The sequence below is a fragment of the Klebsiella sp. JN_Kp127 genome, from assembly GCF_040062505.1.
Taxonomy (GTDB): domain Bacteria; phylum Pseudomonadota; class Gammaproteobacteria; order Enterobacterales; family Enterobacteriaceae; genus Klebsiella; species Klebsiella quasipneumoniae.
Window position 1 is genome coordinate 59,271 of sequence record NZ_JBEAHS010000039.1, and the last position, 20,189, is coordinate 79,459.

General features: G+C 58.6%; 20 protein-coding genes and 1 other annotated feature. Of the genes, 15 read left to right on the top strand and 5 right to left on the bottom strand.

Annotated elements, in window-relative coordinates; genetic code table 11:
• Positions 1-191 precede the first annotated feature (191 nt).
• The 6 genes from dgoR (at position 192) to ABLV04_RS14855 (ending at position 6,295) form a co-directional block, all read left to right on the top strand.
• Entirely contained in the window at positions 192-881 is a 690-nt protein-coding gene (gene dgoR / locus ABLV04_RS14830) for a D-galactonate utilization transcriptional regulator DgoR (protein WP_032454431.1), read from the top strand.
• On the top strand, positions 878-1,756 hold the full coding sequence (locus ABLV04_RS14835) for a 2-dehydro-3-deoxygalactonokinase (protein ID WP_032454430.1): 879 nt from the start codon (positions 878-880) through the stop codon (positions 1,754-1,756). The genes dgoR and ABLV04_RS14835 overlap by 4 nt, the downstream gene beginning before the upstream one ends.
• On the top strand, positions 1,740-2,357 hold the full coding sequence (locus tag ABLV04_RS14840; RefSeq protein ID WP_117129486.1) for a 2-dehydro-3-deoxy-6-phosphogalactonate aldolase: 618 nt from the start codon (positions 1,740-1,742) through the stop codon (positions 2,355-2,357). Before ABLV04_RS14835 ends, ABLV04_RS14840 begins: the two co-directional genes overlap by 17 nt.
• Entirely contained in the window at positions 2,354-3,502 is a 1,149-nt protein-coding gene (dgoD, locus tag ABLV04_RS14845; RefSeq protein ID WP_004150286.1) for a galactonate dehydratase, read from the top strand. The genes ABLV04_RS14840 and dgoD overlap by 4 nt, the downstream gene beginning before the upstream one ends.
• 177 nt (positions 3,503-3,679) lie before the next feature.
• Complete coding sequence (locus ABLV04_RS14850; protein ID WP_348815841.1) at positions 3,680-5,017, top strand: MFS transporter; 1,338 nt, start codon at positions 3,680-3,682, stop codon at positions 5,015-5,017.
• 51 nt (positions 5,018-5,068) lie between these two features.
• Complete coding sequence (locus tag ABLV04_RS14855; RefSeq protein WP_152841945.1) at positions 5,069-6,295, top strand: DUF3748 domain-containing protein; 1,227 nt, start codon at positions 5,069-5,071, stop codon at positions 6,293-6,295.
• A gap of 1 nt (position 6,296) precedes the next feature.
• Here ABLV04_RS14855 and ABLV04_RS14860 read toward each other — a convergent pair whose 3' ends face one another.
• Positions 6,297-6,629, bottom strand: coding sequence for a YceK/YidQ family lipoprotein (locus ABLV04_RS14860; protein ID WP_023291451.1), 333 nt, complete (start codon positions 6,627-6,629; stop codon positions 6,297-6,299).
• A 246-nt stretch (positions 6,630-6,875) separates the two neighbouring features.
• Positions 6,876-6,951, top strand: a sequence feature (ROSE (Repression Of Heat Shock gene Expression) occurs in the 5'-region of heat shock genes and acts as an RNA thermometer to modulate expression.).
• Here ABLV04_RS14860 and ibpA point away from each other — a divergent pair.
• The 3 genes from ibpA (at position 6,945) to ABLV04_RS14875 (ending at position 9,710) form a co-directional block, all read left to right on the top strand.
• Positions 6,945-7,358, top strand: a complete 414-nt coding sequence (ibpA, locus tag ABLV04_RS14865; protein ID WP_004151523.1) for a small heat shock chaperone IbpA — start codon at positions 6,945-6,947, stop codon at positions 7,356-7,358. (Overlaps the previous feature by 7 nt.)
• Before the next feature lie 116 nt (positions 7,359-7,474).
• Entirely contained in the window at positions 7,475-7,903 is a 429-nt protein-coding gene (gene ibpB, locus ABLV04_RS14870) for a small heat shock chaperone IbpB (RefSeq protein ID WP_023291450.1), read from the top strand.
• A 145-nt stretch (positions 7,904-8,048) separates the two neighbouring features.
• Positions 8,049-9,710, top strand: a complete 1,662-nt coding sequence (locus tag ABLV04_RS14875) for a putative transporter (protein WP_072414106.1) — start codon at positions 8,049-8,051, stop codon at positions 9,708-9,710.
• Here ABLV04_RS14875 and ABLV04_RS14880 read toward each other — a convergent pair.
• Entirely contained in the window at positions 9,678-10,424 is a 747-nt protein-coding gene (locus ABLV04_RS14880; RefSeq protein WP_032454424.1) for a GntR family transcriptional regulator, read from the bottom strand. The genes ABLV04_RS14875 and ABLV04_RS14880 overlap by 33 nt on opposite strands.
• Positions 10,425-10,722: 298 nt before the next feature.
• Between ABLV04_RS14880 and ABLV04_RS14885 the strand changes: the two genes are divergently transcribed.
• The 5 genes from ABLV04_RS14885 (at position 10,723) to ABLV04_RS14905 (ending at position 14,961) form a co-directional block, all read left to right on the top strand.
• A complete protein-coding gene (locus tag ABLV04_RS14885; RefSeq protein WP_180266315.1) occupies positions 10,723-12,345 on the top strand; it encodes an alpha-glucoside-specific PTS transporter subunit IIBC in 1,623 nt (540 codons plus the stop codon).
• Complete coding sequence (locus ABLV04_RS14890) at positions 12,342-13,664, top strand: 6-phospho-alpha-glucosidase (RefSeq protein WP_348815844.1); 1,323 nt, start codon at positions 12,342-12,344, stop codon at positions 13,662-13,664. The genes ABLV04_RS14885 and ABLV04_RS14890 overlap by 4 nt, the downstream gene beginning before the upstream one ends.
• Before the next feature lie 100 nt (positions 13,665-13,764).
• The gene (locus tag ABLV04_RS14895; RefSeq protein ID WP_004202264.1) at positions 13,765-14,112 is read left to right on the top strand and encodes a DUF202 domain-containing protein; all 348 of its coding nucleotides are present in this window, start codon (positions 13,765-13,767) and stop codon (positions 14,110-14,112) included.
• Positions 14,102-14,464: a DUF202 domain-containing protein gene (locus ABLV04_RS14900; protein ID WP_023291446.1), complete on the top strand. Its 363-nt coding sequence runs from the start codon at positions 14,102-14,104 to the stop codon at positions 14,462-14,464. Before ABLV04_RS14895 ends, ABLV04_RS14900 begins: the two co-directional genes overlap by 11 nt.
• Positions 14,461-14,961 carry a hypothetical protein gene (locus ABLV04_RS14905; RefSeq protein WP_023291445.1) on the top strand — a complete coding sequence of 167 codons (501 nt, stop codon included), beginning with the start codon at positions 14,461-14,463 and terminating at the stop codon, positions 14,959-14,961. The genes ABLV04_RS14900 and ABLV04_RS14905 overlap by 4 nt, the downstream gene beginning before the upstream one ends.
• Before the next feature lie 3 nt (positions 14,962-14,964).
• On the opposite strand, the gene dsdA is transcribed toward ABLV04_RS14905, so the two are convergent.
• Both dsdA and dsdX read right to left on the bottom strand, forming a co-directional pair.
• On the bottom strand, positions 14,965-16,293 hold the full coding sequence (gene dsdA, locus ABLV04_RS14910; RefSeq protein ID WP_044525090.1) for a D-serine ammonia-lyase: 1,329 nt from the start codon (positions 16,291-16,293) through the stop codon (positions 14,965-14,967).
• 17 nt (positions 16,294-16,310) lie between these two features.
• Positions 16,311-17,648 (bottom strand): D-serine transporter DsdX, encoded by a 1,338-nt coding sequence (dsdX, locus tag ABLV04_RS14915; protein ID WP_048335644.1) that lies wholly within the window; start codon positions 17,646-17,648, stop codon positions 16,311-16,313.
• A 226-nt stretch (positions 17,649-17,874) separates the two neighbouring features.
• Here dsdX and dsdC point away from each other — a divergent pair, with 226 nt between their 5' ends.
• Positions 17,875-18,798, top strand: a complete 924-nt coding sequence (gene dsdC, locus ABLV04_RS14920; protein WP_101995461.1) for a DNA-binding transcriptional regulator DsdC — start codon at positions 17,875-17,877, stop codon at positions 18,796-18,798.
• 184 nt (positions 18,799-18,982) lie between these two features.
• Here the strand turns inward: dsdC and emrD are convergent, their stop codons facing one another.
• Positions 18,983-20,167, bottom strand: a complete 1,185-nt coding sequence (emrD, locus tag ABLV04_RS14925) for a multidrug efflux MFS transporter EmrD (protein WP_023291441.1) — start codon at positions 20,165-20,167, stop codon at positions 18,983-18,985.
• Between the last annotated feature and the right edge of the window lie 22 nt (positions 20,168-20,189).

Sequence of the window (20,189 nt, forward strand, 5' to 3'; positions counted from 1 at the left end):
CCAGGGCTGCTGCGTTTTAATTTCCATGGATTGTTCTTTTTGTGATCCAAATTGTAGTACAACACAATAATATTGTACTACAGTACGCTCATGTTGATAACGTACAGCATCACGTTAGTAGTACAAACATGAGGCGAAATTCAGCAGCGACGGTAAAGTAGAGCAGTACACATAGAGCACAAGGACTCTCCATGACTCTCAATAAGACCGATCGCATTGTGATCTCGCTGGGCAGACAAATCGTCAGCGGTAAATACGTTCCCGGTTCGGCGCTTCCGGCCGAAGCGGAACTCTGTGAGGAGTTTGAAACCTCGCGCAACATCATCCGCGAAGTGTTTCGTTCCCTGATGGCGAAGCGGCTGATTGAAATGAAGCGCTATCGCGGCGCGTTTGTCGCCTCCAGAAACCAGTGGAACTACCTCGATACCGAGGTGCTGCAGTGGGTACTGGAAAATGACTATGACCCGCGTCTTATCAGCGCCATGAGTGAAGTGCGCAACCTGGTTGAACCCGCCATCGCACGTTGGGCGGCGGAACGCGCCACCTCAAGCGATCTGGCGGAAATCGAGTCGGCGCTGAATGACATGATTGCTAATAACCAAAACCGGGATGCCTTTAACGAAGCGGATATTCGCTACCACGAGGCGGTGCTGCAGTCAGTACATAATCCGGTTTTGCAGCAGCTTAGCGTGGCGATCAGTTCGCTGCAGCGGGCGGTATTTGAACGGACCTGGATGGGCGATGAAGGCAACATGCCGAAAACGCTCCAGGAACATAAAGCGCTATTTGACGCCATTCGGCATCAGGATAGCGACGCGGCAGAGCAGGCGGCGTTGACGATGATCGCCAGCTCGACACGAAGGCTCAAGGAAATCACATGACGGCTCGCTACATCGCAATAGATTGGGGATCGACGAATTTACGCGCCTGGCTGTACCAGGGCGAAGAATGCCTGGAAAGCAGGCAATCTGAAGCAGGCGTAACGCGCCTGAATGGTCGATCTCCCGCTGCGGTGTTAGCGGAAATCACACAATACTGGCGCGATGGCGCCACACCGGTGGTGATGGCAGGTATGGTCGGTAGCAACGTGGGCTGGAAAATTGCCCCTTATTTGCCGCTTCCTGCCGCTTTCTCGGATATTGGCCAGCAGTTAACTGCCGTTGGCGACAATATCTGGATAATTCCCGGCCTTTGCGTTTCCCGTGACGATAACCATAACGTCATGCGCGGGGAAGAAACGCAACTGCTGGGCGCACGCGCCTTAGCCCCTTCGTCTGTCTATGTGATGCCAGGAACCCACTGCAAATGGGTACTGGCCGATCGCCTGCAAATTCACGATTTTCGTACCGTTTTGACCGGTGAGTTGCATCATCTGTTGCTTCAGCACTCGCTGGTGGGCGCCGGCTTGCCGCCGCAGGAAACGTCCGCCGACGCATTCGCGGCCGGTCTGCAGCGCGGTATCAACAACCCCGCCGTCCTGCCGCAGCTGTTTGAAGTGCGCGCTTCGCACGTGCTGGGCGCGTTGCCTCGCGAGCAGGTTAGCGAATTTCTTTCCGGCCTGCTGATTGGCGCTGAAGTGGCCACCCTCAGCGCCACGTTCGCCGGAGAGCAGGCGATTACCCTCGTCGCCGGGTCATCGTTAACGTCCCGCTATCAGCAGGCATTCCGCGCCATTGGCCGCGAAGTCACTGCGGTTGCGGGCGATACGGCATTTCAGACAGGAATAAGGAGCATCGCTTATGCAGTGGCAAACTAACCTTCCGCTTATCGCTATTCTGCGCGGTATTACGCCAGACGAGGCGCTGGCTCACGTTGGCGCCGTTATCGACGCCGGTTTCGACGCGGTCGAAATCCCGCTGAACTCGCCGCAGTGGGAGAAAAGTATTCCGCAGGTCGTCGACGCTTACGGCGAGCAGGCGCTTATCGGCGCGGGCACCGTGCTGCAACCGGAGCAGGTCGATCGGCTGGCGGCCATGGGCTGTCGGCTGATTGTGACGCCAAACATTCAACCGGAAGTGATCCGGCGAGCGGTGGGTTACGGCATGACCGTATGTCCAGGCTGCGCCACCGCCAGCGAAGCTTTCAGCGCGCTCGATGCCGGCGCGCAGGCGCTGAAAATTTTCCCGTCATCGGCTTTTGGCCCGGATTACATCAAAGCGTTGAAAGCCGTGCTGCCGCCGGAAATTCCGGTCTTTGCCGTCGGCGGCGTGACGCCGGAAAACCTGGCGCAGTGGATTAAAGCCGGCTGTGTGGGGGCTGGGCTGGGGAGCGATCTCTATCGTGCCGGCCAGTCGGTTGAACGTACCGCGCAGCAGGCAGCCGCATTCGTAAAAGCGTATCGAGAGGCAGTGAAATGAAAATAACCAATATCACCACGTACCGTTTACCTCCGCGTTGGATGTTCCTGAAGATTGAAACCGATGAAGGCATCGTCGGCTGGGGAGAACCGGTGATTGAAGGGCGCGCCCGAACGGTGGAAGCCGCCGTTCATGAATTTGGCGATTATCTGATTGGTCAGGATCCGGCGCGGATTAATGACCTGTGGCAGGTGATGTACCGCGGCGGCTTTTATCGCGGCGGTCCGATTATGATGAGCGCCATCGCCGGTATTGACCAGGCGTTATGGGATATTAAAGGTAAGGTCCTGAATGCCCCGGTCTGGCAACTGATGGGCGGGCTGGTGCGCGACAAAATTAAAGCCTACAGCTGGGTGGGCGGCGACCGCCCCGCCGAAGTGATTGACGGGATTAAGAAGCTGCGCGGCATTGGTTTCGATACCTTTAAATTAAACGGCTGCGAAGAGATGGGCATCATTGATAATTCCCGCGCGGTTGATGCGGCGGTGAATACCGTGGCGCAAATCCGCGAAGCGTTTGGCAATGAAATTGAGTTTGGCCTCGATTTTCATGGTCGGGTAAGCGCGCCGATGGCCAAAGTATTAATTAAAGAGCTGGAACCGTATCGCCCATTATTTATTGAGGAGCCGGTATTAGCCGAGCAGGCGGAATATTATCCGCGGCTGGCGGCGCAAACCCATATCCCTATTGCCGCCGGCGAACGTATGTTTTCGCGTTTTGAATTTAAACGGGTCCTTGAAGCGGGCGGGGTGGCTATTTTACAACCCGATCTGTCGCACGCAGGCGGTATTACCGAATGCTATAAAATTGCCGGCATGGCGGAAGCCTATGACGTTGGGCTGGCGCCGCACTGTCCGCTGGGGCCGATCGCACTGGCAGCCTGTCTGCACGTTGATTTCGTTTCGCATAACGCGGTCTTCCAGGAGCAGAGCATGGGGATCCACTACAACAAAGGCGCCGAACTGCTTGATTTTGTGAAAAACAAAGAAGATTTCAATATGGAAGGCGGCTTCTTTAAACCACTGATGAAGCCGGGGCTGGGCGTGGAAATTGATGAGGCCCGCGTGATTGAGTTAAGTAAAAACGCGCCGGACTGGCGAAACCCGTTGTGGCGGTATGAGGATGGCTCTGTCGCCGAATGGTAAATGCGCGTCATACTTCGCGCTGGTGATGCGTTGGCTGCATTTTCTTACCCTGGTCACATACGATTGTATGCTCCCAGGGATGCGAAAATTTGCCGCCTTTCCCCAGCACAAATTATTTAGCGCATCGCAACATAGTTATTAATACAAAACAAAAACACCCTCTGTAAATTACCGGGCATGGTGAGCGGCTTCTCTATGCCCAAAATCTGGAGACAGATTGCGATGGATATTTCAGTTACCGCTGTAAAAACCGGGCGTCGCCGTTATCTGACGCTCATCATGATCTTTATTACCGTGGTTATTTGTTATGTTGACCGCGCCAACCTCGCCGTCGCCTCGGCGCATATTCAGGAGGAGTTTGGTATTAGCAAAGCGGAAATGGGCTACGTATTTTCCGCCTTTGCCTGGCTGTATACCCTCTGCCAGATCCCGGGCGGTTGGTTCCTTGACCGCGTGGGGTCCCGGCTTACCTACTTTATCGCCATCTTTGGCTGGTCTGTAGCCACGTTGCTACAAGGCTTCGCCACCGGCTTAATGTCGCTCATAGGCCTGCGCGCTATCACCGGGATCTTCGAAGCACCTGCCTTTCCAACCAATAACCGCATGGTGACCAGTTGGTTCCCGGAGCATGAACGCGCCTCCGCCGTCGGGTTTTATACCTCGGGGCAATTTGTTGGCCTGGCTTTCTTAACGCCGCTGCTGATTTGGATCCAGGAGCTATTGAGCTGGCACTGGGTGTTTATTGTTACCGGCGGTATCGGCATTATCTGGTCGCTGATCTGGTTCAAGGTTTATCAACCGCCGCGGCTGACCAAAAGCATCAGCAAAGCCGAACTCGACTATATTCGCGACGGCGGCGGCCTGGTGGATGGCGATGCGCCGGTGAAGAAAGAGGCGCGTCAACCGTTATCGAAAGCGGACTGGAAGCTGGTCTTTCATCGCAAGCTGGTCGGTGTTTACCTTGGGCAGTTTGCGGTAACCTCGACGCTGTGGTTCTTCCTGACCTGGTTCCCGAACTACTTAACCCAGGAAAAAGGCATTACCGCGCTGAAGGCCGGTTTTATGACCACGGTGCCCTTCCTCGCTGCGTTTTTTGGCGTCCTGCTCTCTGGTTGGCTGGCGGATAAACTGGTGAAAAAAGGCTATTCGCTGGGCGTGGCGCGTAAAACGCCGATCATCTGCGGACTGCTGATCTCCACCTGCATCATGGGGGCGAACTACACCAACGACCCGGTATGGATTATGGCGCTGATGGCGCTGGCATTCTTCGGTAACGGTTTTGCCTCCATTACCTGGTCGCTGGTCTCATCCCTGGCGCCGATGCGCCTGATCGGTCTAACCGGAGGCGTGTTTAACTTTGTTGGCGGCCTGGGGGGCATCACCGTACCGCTCGTGATTGGCTATCTGGCGCAGGATTACGGCTTTGGCCCGGCGTTGGTCTATATCTCCGTGGTGGCGCTGATAGGCGCGCTGTCTTATATCCTGCTGGTCGGCGATGTGAAACGTGTAGGCTAAATTTTTGCGATACGCTACCCTGATGCGTAAGTCTCGCATCAGGGTATCGTTATGAAACAAGTCACTTTTGCTCCCCGGCATCATCAGCTTACCAATGTTAATACCTGGACCCCCGACAGCCAGTGGCTGGTGTTCGACGTCCGCCCGTCCGGTGCGTCGTTCACCGGCGAGACCATTGAGCGAGTGAACGTAAACAGCGGCGCGGTGGAGACCATTTATCGTGCCACGCAAGGCGCGCACGTGGGCGTGGTGACCGTGCATCCAACCCAGGAGCGCTACGTGTTCATTCACGGCCCCGAGCGGCCGGATGCGCAATGGCAGTATGATTTTCATCACCGCCGCGGGGTGGTGGCCTTTCAGGATACCGTCGAGAATCTGGACGCCATGGACATCACTGCCCCTTACACCCCCGGGGCGCTGCGCGGCGGCAGCCACGTCCATGTCTATAGCCCCAACGGCCAGCTGGTCAGTTTTACCTACAACGATCATGTGCTGCACGAGCGCGACCCGGCGCTGGATCTGCGCAACGTCGGCGTGGCCGCGCCGTATGGACCCGTGACGCCGCCGGGCCACCATCCGCGCGAATACGGCGGCAGCCACTGGTGCGTGCTGGTGAGCCGCACGACGTCGACTCCCGCACCGGGCAGCGATGAGATTAATCGCGCCTATGAAGAGGGCTGGGTCGGGAACCATGCGCTGGCGTTTATTGGCGATACGCTGGCGGAAAACGGCGACAAAGTCCCGGAGCTGTTTATTGTCGATCTGCCGCAGGATGAAGCCAGCTGGAAGCAGCCCGGCGGGGAGCCGCTGGCCGGTACCGCAACCACGATGCCCGCGCCGCCGGCGGGCGTCAGTCAGCGTCGTTTGACCTTCACCCACCATCGCCGTTATCCGGGGCTGGTGAATATTCCACGTCACTGGGTGCGCGCCAATCCACAGGCTACGAGCATCGCCTTCCTGATGCGCGACGACGCCGGTGTGGTGCAGCTGTGGCTGATTTCCCCACAGGGGGGCGAGCCGTGGCAGTTGACGCATCACACGTCGGGTATCCAGTCAGCGTTTAACTGGCATCCGTCGGGAGAGTGGCTGGGCTTTGTACTGGAGGGGCGGATTGCCTGCTGTCATGCCGGCACAGGCGATATCACCTTTTTAACCGAGGCGCATGCTCATGCGCCCTCGGCGGACGCGATCGTCTTTTCGCCAGACGGTAAACAGATTGCCTGGATGGAGGAGGTGGACGGTTATCGCCAGCTGTGGGTCACGCAGACCGGGCGATAACTTACTGGGCAGGCATCGGCGCTGGCGGGATCACCGAGTTGGTCGCCAGCGTGGCCTTCTCGCTCTTTTCGACCCGAGATTTGATTGAGCTGTCGGTGCGGAACATATCCCACGGCAGCAGCAGGGTATCCATGACGGCGGTGAACGGCATGTCCAGCGCCACCAGCGATTTCACACCCCAGTTGGTATTGTTGTCCCCCAGCGTTTGCGCACTGGATCGCGTGCCCGGATAGGTTCCCTCTTTGCCACCGGTATGTGACATTACGCTGGAGCAACCGCTCAGGCTTATTATCCCGCTGAACAGGACCAGCTTTAACAGTCGTCTGCTTTTCATTGTTCTTCCATCGTCGTTTCGGGCGTTGAGATAACCTTTTAGCGGTTATATCGGGCCATCCCGTGAATGCATAGCGTTATTGCGCCGCACTGTGGCGGGCATCGCACTTTGCTTTTTGTGCTCCTCCCCCCAGTCTAAGCAATCATCGGCAAACTGCAAAAAAAAAACGCCCTCAATCCCTTGAAAAGCACGGGGAGAAACCCATTTTATAGGTGTAACCCACTGAGAATACGCCTGAGGGGTATTCCGGATTACCGCGGCCTGTCCACGATGGAAGGTCATTTGATTCTCGCTGATTTTCAGGAGCTATTTATTATGCGTAACTTCGATCTCTCCCCGCTTTATCGTTCAGCCATTGGTTTCGACCGCCTGTTTAACCTGCTGGAAAACAATCAAAGCCAGAGCAATGGCGGCTACCCTCCGTATAACGTCGAGCTGGTAGACGAAAACCACTATCGCATCGCTATCGCGGTGGCTGGCTTTGCTGAAAGCGAGCTGGAGATCACCGCCCAGGACAATCTGCTGATCGTCAAAGGCGCCCACGCTGCCGAGCAGAAAGAGCGTACCTACCTGTATCAGGGGATCGCCGAGCGTAACTTCGAGCGCAAATTCCAGCTGGCGGAAAACATTCATGTCCGCGGCGCCAACCTGGTAAACGGTCTGCTGTATATCGATCTGGAACGGGTGATCCCGGAAGCGAACAAGCCGCGCCGTATCGAAATCAACTAATTGTCCCTCTCAGGCCGCGTGGCGGCCTGATGTAACAACCTGCTCGCCGTCAGGGAGCATATGCGAATTCGCGCAATTCGCAGATATTCACTCGCTTCACAGAAGGAGAAAACAGTATGCGTAACTACGATTTATCCCCCCTGCTGCGTCAATGGATCGGTTTTGACAAACTGGCCAGCGCCCTGCAAACCGCCGGTGAAAGCCAGAGCTTCCCGCCCTATAACATCGAAAAAAGCGACGATAACCACTACCGCATTACCCTTGCGCTGGCCGGTTTCCGTCAGGAAGATCTGGATATTCAGCTGGAAGGCACCCGCCTGGTGGTAAAAGGCACGCCGCAGCAGCCGGAAAAAGAGACCACCTGGCTGCACCAGGGGCTGGTGAGCCAGGCCTTCAGCCTGAGCTTCACCCTCGCCGACAACATGGAGGTCTCTGGCGCGACCTTCACCAACGGTCTGTTGCATATCGATCTGACCCGCCATGAGCCTGAGCAGATCGCCCCGCAGCGCATCGCCATCAGCGAACGACCGGCGTTAAATAGCTAATAAAGCAACCTATTGATAAAGCCCCGATTTTCGGGGCTTTTTTGTGCCGGTCTGTTTGCTGGTATTGTGCGCCAGGCTGCATACAACCCGTGTGGCAGCGGTCATAATCCCTGTTAATAATAATGTTATTCACAGGGACGATACCATGAGTGAGATAGCATTGACGGTCAGCGTACTGGCGCTGGTGGCGGTGATTGGGCTGTGGATCGGCAATGTCAAAATCCGCGGCGTCGGCTTTGGTATTGGCGGCGTGTTGTTTGGCGGCATTATCGTCGGCCACTTTGTCGATCAGGCGGGAGTCGCCCTCAGCAGCCCGATGCTGCATTTTATTCAGGAATTCGGCTTGATCCTGTTTGTCTACACCATCGGTATCCAGGTGGGGCCGGGCTTTTTCGCCTCGCTGCGGGTCTCAGGCCTGCGGCTCAATCTTTTCGCTATCCTGATCGTGATTCTCGGCGGCCTGGTCACGGCGGTGCTGCATAAACTGTTCAATATTCCACTCCCGGTGGTGCTTGGCATCTTCTCCGGCGCGGTGACCAACACGCCGGCGCTGGGGGCCGGGCAGCAAATCCTGCGCGATCTCGGGGTGCCGTTCGAGGTGGTCGATCAGATGGGGATGAGCTATGCGATGGCGTATCCGTTCGGCATCTGCGGCATTCTGCTGACCATGTGGCTGGTGCGCCTGTTCTTTCGCATCAATGTCGAGAAAGAGGCCCAGCAATTTGAGGAGAGTAGCGGCAACGGCCATGCCCATTTGCACACCATCAATGTGCGGGTGGAGAACCCCAACCTCAATCAGATGGCGATTCAGGATGTGCCTATGCTCAACAGCGACAATATCGTCTGTTCGCGACTGAAGCGCGGTGAGCTGCTAATGGTGCCTGCGCCGGGCACCCTTATCCAGGCCGGCGATCTGCTGCACCTGGTGGGGCGGCCGGAGGATCTGCATAATGCGCAACTGGTGATCGGCCAGGAGGTGGCCACCTCGCTGTCGACGCGCGGCACCGACCTGAAGGTAGAGCGTGTGGTGGTGACTAACGAGAAAGTGCTGGGGAAGAAAATACGCGATCTGCACGTCAAACAGCGCTATGACGTAGTGATCTCCCGGCTTAATCGCGCTGGCGTCGAGCTGGTGGCCAGCAGCAGCGCCAGCCTGCAGTTTGGCGATATTCTCAACCTGGTCGGCCGTCCGGAGGCGATTGACGCCGTGGCCGCCGAGCTGGGTAACGCCCAGCAGAAGCTGCAGCAGGTTCAGATGCTGCCGGTATTTATCGGCATCGGCCTCGGGGTACTGCTGGGATCTATCCCGTTGTTTATTCCCGGCTTCCCCGCCGCCCTGAAGCTCGGGCTGGCCGGGGGGCCGCTGATTATGGCGCTGATTCTCGGGCGCATCGGGAGCATCGGCAAGCTGTACTGGTTTATGCCGCCGAGCGCCAACCTGGCGCTGCGCGAGCTGGGGATCGTGCTGTTTCTGGCGGTGGTCGGGCTGAAATCGGGGGGCGACTTTGTGGCGACCCTGACCCAGGGCGATGGCCTGAGCTGGATCGGTTACGGCATTTTCATCACCGCCATCCCGCTGCTGACGGTAGGCATTCTCGCGCGCATGCTGGCGAAAATGAACTATCTGACGCTGTGCGGCATGCTGGCCGGCTCGATGACCGACCCGCCGGCGCTGGCCTTCGCCAACAATCTGCACGCCACCAGCGGCGCGGCGGCGCTCTCTTACGCTACCGTCTATCCGCTGGTGATGTTCCTGCGGATTATCACCCCGCAGCTACTCGCCGTGCTGTTCTGGGGGCTGAGCTAGCGGGCTGTGCGCCTGGACGCGGCGCAGATGGTAGTCCACCTGATACTCGCTGGCGTTGCGGAACATGACCGAATAGTTAAGAAACTCGCCGCTGTCGCTGTAGGAAAGGGAGGTAATCCGCAGCAGCGGCGTCTGCTCCGGAACGTTCATTGAGCGCGCCAGCTGCCTGTCCGCCAGCACCGGCGTCAGGGTCTCATAGTTCCCGCTGATGATGATCCCGCACTCCTTCTCAATATAATCAAATTTCGATCCCTCCAGATGGCTCAGCGACAGGTTACGGAACAGCTTCACCGGCATATAGCTATCCTCCAGCATCAGCGGCTTGCCGTCGACGAAGCGCACCCGCCGCGAGAAGTAGATCCGTTCATCAATTTTAATTCGCAGCAGGCTGGCGATGGCCGGCGGGGCAGGCATCACTTCGAAGGCCAGCACCTGGCTTACCACCTCTTTACCCTGCTTGCGCAGCACTTCCGCCAGGCCGGTGAGATTGCTGGTTTCATGATGGACGTCTTTACGCGCCACGTAGGTCCCCGAGCCGTGGCGACGGACCACCAACCCCCAGTCCACCAGCAGGTCGATGGCTTTGCGGATGGTCATGCGCGCCACCCCGAACTCCTCGGCCAGTTTTTTCTCTCCCGGCAGCGGGCTGCCGATGGAGAAGTCGGCAGAATTCAGCCGCAGCCGCAGGCGGTCAGCAATCGATTTGTAGATCACCAGTAGTCCTCTTGTACAGGAAAGAGCGAGGTTATTTTCTTCACCTGTTATTAAAAAATAAGTTTTAAGACAGCAGGTTATTATCCATTCATTAGATCGATTTCATCCTTTGGCTTATCGATGTCTAACTTTTGTTAACGAAGTAGACAACTTTGGCCAAATTAAAACCATGAAAGCGATCACGAATCGCAACGGCGCGGCATGTTGTTGGACGGGCAAATTCCTATTCTCGAGTGAGGCCGGTAATCAAGAAAAAGAAGGCCATTCACCCTACGAGTTGTTACATGAGGATTTCCCAATGCTCAGTCAAATACAACGCTTTGGCGGCGCCATGTTTACCCCGGTTTTATTGTTTCCTTTCGCCGGGATCGTGGTCGGTATCGCCATTATGTTGCGCAACCCGATGTTCGTCGGCGAAGCGCTGACCGCACCCGACAACCTGTTTGCACAGATCGTTCACATCATCGAAGAGGGCGGCTGGACCGTCTTTCGTAATATGCCGCTGATTTTCGCCGTCGGCTTGCCGATTGGCCTGGCGAAGCAGGCCCAGGGCCGGGCCTGCCTGGCGGTACTGGTGAGCTTTCTCACCTGGAACTACTTTATTAACGCCATGGGGATGACCTGGGGCCACTTCTTCGGCGTCGACTTTTCCGTTGAACCCACGGCCGGCAGCGGCCTGACGATGATTGCCGGGATTAAAACCCTCGACACCAGCATTATCGGGGCGATCGTCATCTCCGGCCTGGTGACGGCCCTGCATAATCGCTATTTCGATAAACCCCTGCCGGTGTTCCTCGGCATCTTCCAGGGCTCATCGTTTGTGGTCATTGTCGCCTTCCTCGCGATGATCCCCTGCGCCTGGCTGACGCTGCTCGGCTGGCCAAAAGTCCAGCTGGGTATTGAATCGCTACAGGCCTTCCTGCGCTCTGCCGGCGCGCTCGGGGTGTGGGTCTACATCTTCCTTGAGCGCATTCTGATCCCCACCGGTCTGCATCACTTCGTCTATGGCCCGTTCATCTTTGGCCCGGCGGTAGTGGAGGGCGGACTGCAGGTCTACTGGGCAGAGCATCTGCAGGCGTTCAGCCAGAGTACGGAACCGCTGAAGACGCTGTTCCCGGAGGGCGGCTTTGCCCTGCACGGTAACTCGAAAGTGTTTGGTTCGGTGGGCATTGCGCTGGCGCTTTACTTCACCGCCGCGCCGGAAAATCGCGTCAAGGTCGCCGGCCTGCTGATCCCCGCCACGTTGACCGCGATGCTGGTCGGGATCACCGAGCCGCTGGAGTTCACCTTCCTGTTCATCTCGCCACTGCTGTTCGCCGTCCACGCGGTGCTGGCGGCGTCCATGGCGACGGTGATGTACATCTGCGGGGTGGTGGGCAATTTCGGCGGCGGCCTGCTCGACCAGTTCTTGCCGCAAAACTGGATCCCGATGTTCCATCACCACGCCTCGATGATGTTCATTCAGATAGGTATTGGTCTCTGTTTCACCGCCCTCTACTTCGTGGTCTTCCGCACCCTGATCCTGCGTCTGAACCTGAAGACGCCGGGCCGGGAAGAGAGCGAAATCAAGCTCTACAGCAAGGCTGATTATCAGGCGGCGCGGGGTAAAACCACGGCGGCAGCCGCGCCAGAGACCCGGCTGGGCCAGGCCGCTGGCTTCCTGCAGGCCCTCGGCGGCGCCAGCAACATTGAAAGTATCAATAACTGCGCCACCCGACTGCGCATCGCGCTGGTCGATATGGCGAAAACGCAAAGTGACGACGTCTTTAAAGCGCTGGGCGCCCACGGGGTAGTACGCCGCGGCAACGGGATTCAGGTCATCGTCGGCCTGCACGTTCCCCAGGTGCGCGACCAGCTGGAAAACCTGATGAAAGATTCTCTTTCGACCGAACATACCACCATGACGGAGGCAGTATCATGAAAAAATTCTCAGTTGTTATCGCAGGCGGCGGCAGCACCTTCACCCCGGGCATTGTCCTGATGCTGCTGGCAAACCAGGATCGTTTTCCGCTGCGGTCGCTGAAATTTTACGACAACGACGGGGCGCGGCAGGAGACCATCGCCGAGGCGTGCAAAGTGATCCTCAAAGAGCAGGCGCCGGAGATTGAATTCAGCTATACCACCGATCCGCAGGCGGCGTTTACCGATGTTGATTTCGTCATGGCGCATATCCGCGTCGGGAAATATCCGATGCGTGAACAGGATGAGAAAATCCCGCTGCGCCACGGCGTGCTGGGCCAGGAGACCTGCGGACCGGGCGGGATCGCCTACGGTATGCGCTCTATCGGCGGCGTGCTGGAGCTGGTGGATTATATGGAAAAATATTCGCCGAACGCCTGGATGCTTAACTACTCCAACCCGGCGGCGATTGTGGCGGAAGCTACCCGTCGTCTGCGGCCGAACGCCAAAATCCTCAACATCTGCGATATGCCGATCGGCATTGAAGGGCGGATGGCGCAGATTGTCGGCCTCAAAGACCGTAAACAGATGCGCGTGCGCTACTACGGCCTCAACCACTTCGGCTGGTGGACCTCGATTGAGGATCTCGACGGCAACGATTTGATGCCAAAACTGCGCGAATATGTGGCGAAATACGGCTATGTGCCGCCTTCTAACGACCCGCACACCGAGGCAAGCTGGAACGACACCTTTGCCAAAGCGAAAGATGTGCAGGCGCTGGATCCGCAGACCATGCCGAATACCTACCTGAAATATTACCTGTTCCCGGACTACGTGGTGGCCCACTCCAACCCGGAACGCACCCGCGCCAATGAGGTGATGGATCATCGTGAGAAAAACGTCTTCAGCGCCTGCCGGGCGATTATTGCCGCCGGGAAATCCTCCGCAGGCGATCTGGAGATTGACGAGCACGCGTCGTATATCGTCGATCTGGCGACGGCCATCGCCTTTAACACGCAGGAAAGGATGCTGCTGATTGTGCCGAACAATGGCGCGATCCATAACTTTGACGCCGACGCGATGGTGGAAATTCCTTGCCTGGTGGGCCAAAACGGGCCGGAGCCGCTGACGGTCGGCGACATCCCGCACTTCCAGAAAGGGATGATGAGCCAGCAGGTGGCGGTGGAAAAACTGGTGGTCGATGCCTGGGAACAACGCTCTTACCACAAGCTGTGGCAGGCGATTACCCTGTCGAAAACCGTGCCGAGCGCCTCGGTGGCGAAAGCGATCCTTGACGACCTGATTGCCGCCAATAAGGATTATTGGCCGGAGCTGCATTAATCCCCGCCGTTGACCGGCGCCCTGCGGGGCGCCGATGCTTCTCCCCGGTTCCTGATTTACGCTATGCTGAAGCCTGCTGCGCGATGAACAAGGAACCGTCATGAAAATCTCCCGCCTCGGCGAAGCGCCTGATTACCGCTTTTCGCTGGCTAACGAACGCACCTTTCTGGCGTGGATCCGCACGGCGCTCGGTTTTCTTGCCGCTGGCGTCGGTCTTGACCAGCTGGCGCCAGACTTTGCCACGCCGCTGATCCGTGAAATTCTCGCCCTGCTGCTGTGCCTGTTTGCCGGCGGCATGGCCATCTATGGCTATCTGCGCTGGCTGAACAACGAGAAGGCGATGCGCCTGAAGCAGGATCTCCCCTATACCCGGACGCTGCTGGTGATTAGCATCCTGCTGCTGGCGGTGGTGGTCGCGGTGATGCTGCTGGTGCTGTATGGCGGATAAACGCCGGGCGCGGCGGGAAAGCGACCCGGGGCTACAGCCAGAGCGCACCTCCCTGGCCTGGTTTCGCACCCTGCTGGGCTATGGCGCGCTGATGGCGCTGGCGATTAAGCACAGCTGGCACCGCGCCGGACTGCCGTTCTGGCTGTCGATCGGCGTGCTGGCGATAGTGGCGGGGATCCTTTGGGGCTATACCCGCCGTCGTCATCTGATGGACGTCGACGACAGCGATTTTTTACAGCCGCGGGCGGTTCGTGACAAATTTTTGATCGCACTCGCAGTACTTTCTCTGGCATTCCTGTTTGCTGTTACTCACCTTCAACAGATCGTTTCATTCATTAGGGATATGTCATGACAGGATGTCCGGCGAATTTGCCTCTCACTCATGCCCCCGGCCAGCAACATGACACTCCCTTTCAGGCGGTAGTGGTCGAGGCGGAGCATTGCCGCCAGCCGCAGGCGTTCTATGCGCAGCTGCGTCAACAGGGGCTTACGGCTATCCATTTTATTCCGCAGCTGGCGGCTGGCGACGCCGCGCTGTGGGGAGAGTTTCTCTGCGCGGTCTTTCACCGCTGGGTGCGGGAAGATATTGGCCGTATCAATATTTTGCTGTTTAGCGAGACGCTGAGCGCCTGGTGCGGCGAGTTGATAACGCAGGCGGGCGCGCCGGCGGCCAACAGCGCCTGCTATGGCTGTCCGTGGCTACGCCTGTGCCGCTGCGGCGAACAGGAAGACCCGCTGTGCGCGGGTTATCGGCAGTTCTACGATCTCAGCGGGCCCTATATGCGAGTGATGCGGGACCTGCGCCGACAGCAGCGGCCGCCAGAGGCGTTGATGCCGCTGCTGCGCTGAAGATTAGCGCCCCTTCGCCAGATACTGCGCCATCTCCTCTTCCGGCACCATTCCGCCGCCGGTGGCCCACACCAGGTGGGTCGCCTGCTGCAGCTGTTGCTCACTCAGCCCCTGCAGCTGATGGTACGCTTTGCTGGCGCAGACGCGCTGCGGTCCGGCCATCCCGGCCAGCGCGGAGGGCTCAAGGCGGATATTTTCCGCTGTCGCCAGCCAGCCCAACATGTCATACATCGTCTGGTCGTCAAGGGTATAGAACCCGTCGAGCAGGCGCTCCATTGCCCGGCCAACGAAGCCGGACGCCCGGCCGACCGCCAGACCGTCGGCGGCGGTCAGGTTATCAATGCCTAAATCCTGCACCGCTATCTGGTCATGAAGCCCGGTGTAGACGCCGAGCAGCATACAGGGAGAGTGGGTCGGTTCGGCGAACAGGCAGTGAACGTGGTCGCCAAAGGCCAGCTTGAGGCCAAACGCCACGCCGCCGGGGCCGCCGCCGACGCCGCACGGCAGGTAGACGAACAGCGGATGGTCGGCATCGACCACCCGTCCGGCTTTGGCGAACTGCGCCTTCAGGCGCTCGCCGGCCACGGCATAGCCGAGGAACAGCGTGCGCGAATTTTCATCGTCGATGAAAAAACAGTTCGGGTCGGATTCCGCCGCCTTGCGTCCCTGTTCGACCGCCACGCCGTAGTCCTCTTCATACTCCACCACCGTCACGCCGTGGCTGCGCAGTTTGGCCTTTTTCCACGCCCGGGCATCCGCGGACATATGCACGGTAACCTTAAAGCCGATGCGGGCGCTCATGATGCCGATCGACATCCCGAGGTTGCCGGTTGAGCCGACGGCGATGCTGTACTGGCGGAAGAACTGTTTAAACTCCGGCGTCAGCAATTTGCGATAATCATCTGCGGTAGTCAGCAGCCCGGCCTCGAGCGCCAGCTTTTCCGCATGGGTCAGCACTTCATAAATGCCGCCGCGCGCTTTGATCGAGCCGGAGATCGGCAGATGGCTGTCTTTTTTCAGCAGCAGTTCGCCGCCAATCGGCTGGCCGAATTTTTGCTCGAGGCGGTGCTTCATTGCCGGAATGGCGACCACTTCCGATTCGATGATCCCGCCGCTGACGGCCGTTTCCGGGAAGGCTTCCGCCAGATAGGGCGCGAAGCGCTGAAGGCGGGCATGGGCGTCCTGCACGTCGTCGGCGGTCAGGCCGACGTAAGGTAATCCCTCCGCCAGAGGGGTGGTGGCGGGGTTAAACCAGGTGGTTTCTTTCAGGGCGATCAGATCCTGCACAAGCGGGAAGGTCGCGGTCAAGGTAGTCAATTCAGCGTGTTTCATCATACGTCTCTTTGCGCTCAGATAATGAAAGAAAGCAGGAAGGTGGCGGCCAGTGCAAGTAGCGACGCGATAAAAGTCGCCGTCGTGTAGTACTTGAACGTTTCACTGAGGCTTGCGCCGCAGTACTGTTTGACCAGCCAGAAGAGGGAATCGGTGACGATCGTGCAGCCAATGGCGCCGGAACCGATAGCAATAGCGATGATCTCCGGGCTGACGCCGGGATAGAGCGGCAGCATCGGCGCGACGATGGCGGTGGCGCCCATCATCGCCACGGTGGCAGAGCCGACGGCGGCGTGCAGGATAAGCGCCACCAGCCAGGCCAGCAGAATCGGGTGCATATCGAGGTTCGACAGGATCACCGCCAGGCTATCGGCCAGGCCGCTGGATTTTAAGATCGCGTTGAACGCGCCGCCTGCGCCGATAATCAGCAGGATGTTGGCGATCGACCCAAAGCCATTTTCAGTATGGGTTAGCAGGACGCCCATCCCCATTTGCCGACGAATGCCGAGCATGTAATACGCGACAAAGACGGCGATAAACATCGCGGTGATGGGGTTGCCGATAAATTCCAGCACCGTATACAGCGTGCCGCCTTTCGCCATGTTCAGTTCGGCGACGGTTTTCACCAGCATCAGGCCAATCGGCAGCAGTACGGTAAACAGCGTGGCGCCGAGCGACGGCAGCGTCGACGCCTCGCGGACCTCAAGATTGGCAAATTCGGCCGGGACCGGTTTGTACGGCAGGCGGTTGCCTAACGCTCGGAGAAACAGCGGGCCGCCAACCAGCGAGGCGATCAGACCGACCAGCAGGCCATAGACAATCACTGTGCCAATATCGGCGCCCAGTTTGTTAGCGACAAACAGGGCCGCCGGATGCGGAGGGACCACGCAGTGCACCGCCATCAGCGCGGTACACAGCGGAATAGCCAGCTTCAGCAGCGAGGTGTTGGTTTTTTTGGCGATGGAGAAGGCCAGCGGGATCAGCAGGACCACGCCGACTTCGACAAACAGCGTGATGCCGCAGATCAGGCCGACCAGCACCATAATCACGTCCGCCGACAGCCAGCGGCAGCGCTGCAGCGTCAGGCCGATGCGCTCCGCCGCGCCGGAGACCTCCATCATCTTGCCGAGAATGGTGCCGAGGCCGATCACCGCCGCCAGGAAGCCCAGCGTGCCGCCGATCCCGCTCTCAATGGCGTTGACCATCTCCAGCGGGCCCATTCCCATCATCGCGCCGACGAAAAAGCTCGCCAGCAGCAGCGCCAGAAAAGGATGAAACTTCAGTTTGACGATCGTTAAGACGATTAACACGATGCTGATCAGCAGCGTGCTCACAACCCAGACTTGCGAACCCATATTCCACCTCGCCTGTGAATAATCTGGCCTTATTGAAGCGAGAAACCTCATGGGCTGACAAACGATATAAATGGGCTTTAAGGTGAGGAGAATTGAATCAAGTCGGTGATTTGGCTCAAAAACAGACCATTAAACATGCTGTGGGTCAAATTAATTCACCCTTTAGCGGCAAAACCGGCGTGATTTTTTTATCATCAACAGCCACTGTATTAGCCAGGAGCGCGTGATGGATGTGCTAAAAAACATAGGTACCCGGCTGCTGAACGGCTGGCAGCTCTCCAGGCTGTCGACCTTTGAAGTGGCGGCGCGGCACGAGTCGTTTGCCCTGGCCGCCGACGAGCTGGCGCTCACGCCTGGCGCCGTCAGCCACCGGATTAATCAGCTGGAAGCGGAGCTGGGGATCCTGCTCTTTGTCCGCTCGCATCGCAAAGTTGAGCTGACGCGTGAAGGTAAGCGGGTCTACTGGGCGCTGAAGTTGTCGCTGGATGGCCTCAATCAGGAGATCCTCGACATCAAAAACCAGGAGCTCTCCGGCAGTCTGACGGTCTACTCGCGGCCCTCTATCGCCCAGTGCTGGCTGGTGCCGGCTCTGGGAGACTTTACCCGTCGTTACCCGGCCATCTCCCTCACCGTGCTGACCGGCAACGAGAACGTTAACCTGCAGCGGACGGGCATCGATCTGGCGATCTATTTTGATGATGCGCCGTCGTCGCAGCTGAGCCACCATTTTCTGATGGATGAGGCGATCGTGCCGGTATGTACGCCGAATTACGCGCACCAGCGGCAGTTAATGTCGAATCCGGGCAATCTGCGCCACTGTACCTTGCTCCACGACCGCCAGGCATGGAGCAACGATTCCGGCACCGATGAGTGGTATAGCTGGGCGCAGCAGTTTGCGGTGGACCTGCCGCCATCGTCGGGCATTGGCTTCGATCGTTCCGATTTAGCGACGATCGCGGCGATGAACCACCTCGGGGTGGCAATGGGGCGTAAGCGGCTGGTGCAGAAGCGGCTGGAGAGCGGGGAGTTGATCGCCCCGTTTGGCGATATGACGCTGAAATGCCACCAGCACTACTATGTGACCACCCTGCCGGGTCGCCAGTGGCCGAAAATCGACGCCTTTATCGAGTGGCTGCATAGTCTGACCTGAAAATGAGCCGGGCTACCCCTCAATGATGTTGGACAGGCCGGGTAAGGCGTGAGCCGCCACCCGGCAACATTACGGTACGGCGCCTGATAACCGCCCGGCGGCGCTGCGCTTGCGCGGGCCTACAGAGGACAGAACGGTAGGCCGGGTAAGGCGTCAGACGCTATCCGGGGAATGGCCGCCGCGCTTATACCGGCTGCTGATGATGGGTAAAGCGCGAGGCCAGCGGCAGCCAGCACAGCAGAATCAACAGGCCCATCAGCATCATCAGCAGCCCGAGACTGCCCTGACCGGTTTGCGGCATCATTGCTGACAGCCATGCCAGCACGCCGGAACCGATATTCTGCAAGCCGCCAACCAGCGCCCCGGCGGTACCGGCGAGGAACGGGAATGGCTCCATCGCGCCGCTGGTGGCCAGCGGGAACAGCATGCCGGCGCCAAAGAAGAACAGCGCCGCCGGCACCAGCAGGGTCCAGACGGTCATAACGCCCAGCAGCCCCGGGATCCACATCATCAGACCCGCCAGCAGGCAGCAGATAACCGATTGCCACATCAGGGTCGGGAAACGCTTGTTCGGCCGGCCGGCAAACCAGGCACCGAAGAAGGCGGCCGGGATCGGCAGAATAAACAGAATACTCACCGCCATGCTGCTCAGGCCGAGCACCGCGCCCATCAGTACGCCGGAACAGGCTTCGAATACCGCAATTCCCGCCAGGCCGCCGATCAGCATGAGCAGGTAACAGTTAAAGGCGCCGGTGCCGAACAGCGTTTTGTAGCTGGCCAGAAGTTTGGTGCGCGGCGCGCCCTCCGGGCGCGTTTCCGGCATCCATTTCGCCATGCTAAAGGTCACCCCCGCGCACAGCACCAGCAGGAAGGCGTAACAGGCGCGCCAGTTCCACAGGGTGTCGAGGATGCCGCCGAGCAGCGGGGCAATCAGCGGGCTGACCAGAATGCCCATATTTAACAGGCTATTGGCATGACGCAGCTGGGCGCCTTCGTACAGATCGCGGGGCAGGGTGCGCGCCATCACGCCGCCGACGCCGGTGCCCATCCCCTGCATGGCGCTGGCGGCGATCAGCACCGGCAGGCTATGGGTGGTAATGGCTACCAGCGTCGCCAGCATAAAAATCGACATCCCGACGAGGATCACCGGGCGGCGACCCACGCGGTCGGAGAGCGGGCCGTAAAACAGCTGTGAAATACCGTAGGTCAGCAGGTAGGCCGCCATTACGCTTTGTACCGCCCCTTCGCGGACGTTCAGCGCGACCGCCATGTCGGCGATGGCCGGAATATAGATGGTCTGCGCCATCTGGCCGACGGCCACCAGCAGTACCAGCATCAACAACAAATTGAAGTTTTTATGCCGTTTCATGTCGATGAATACTTTGTGAGTA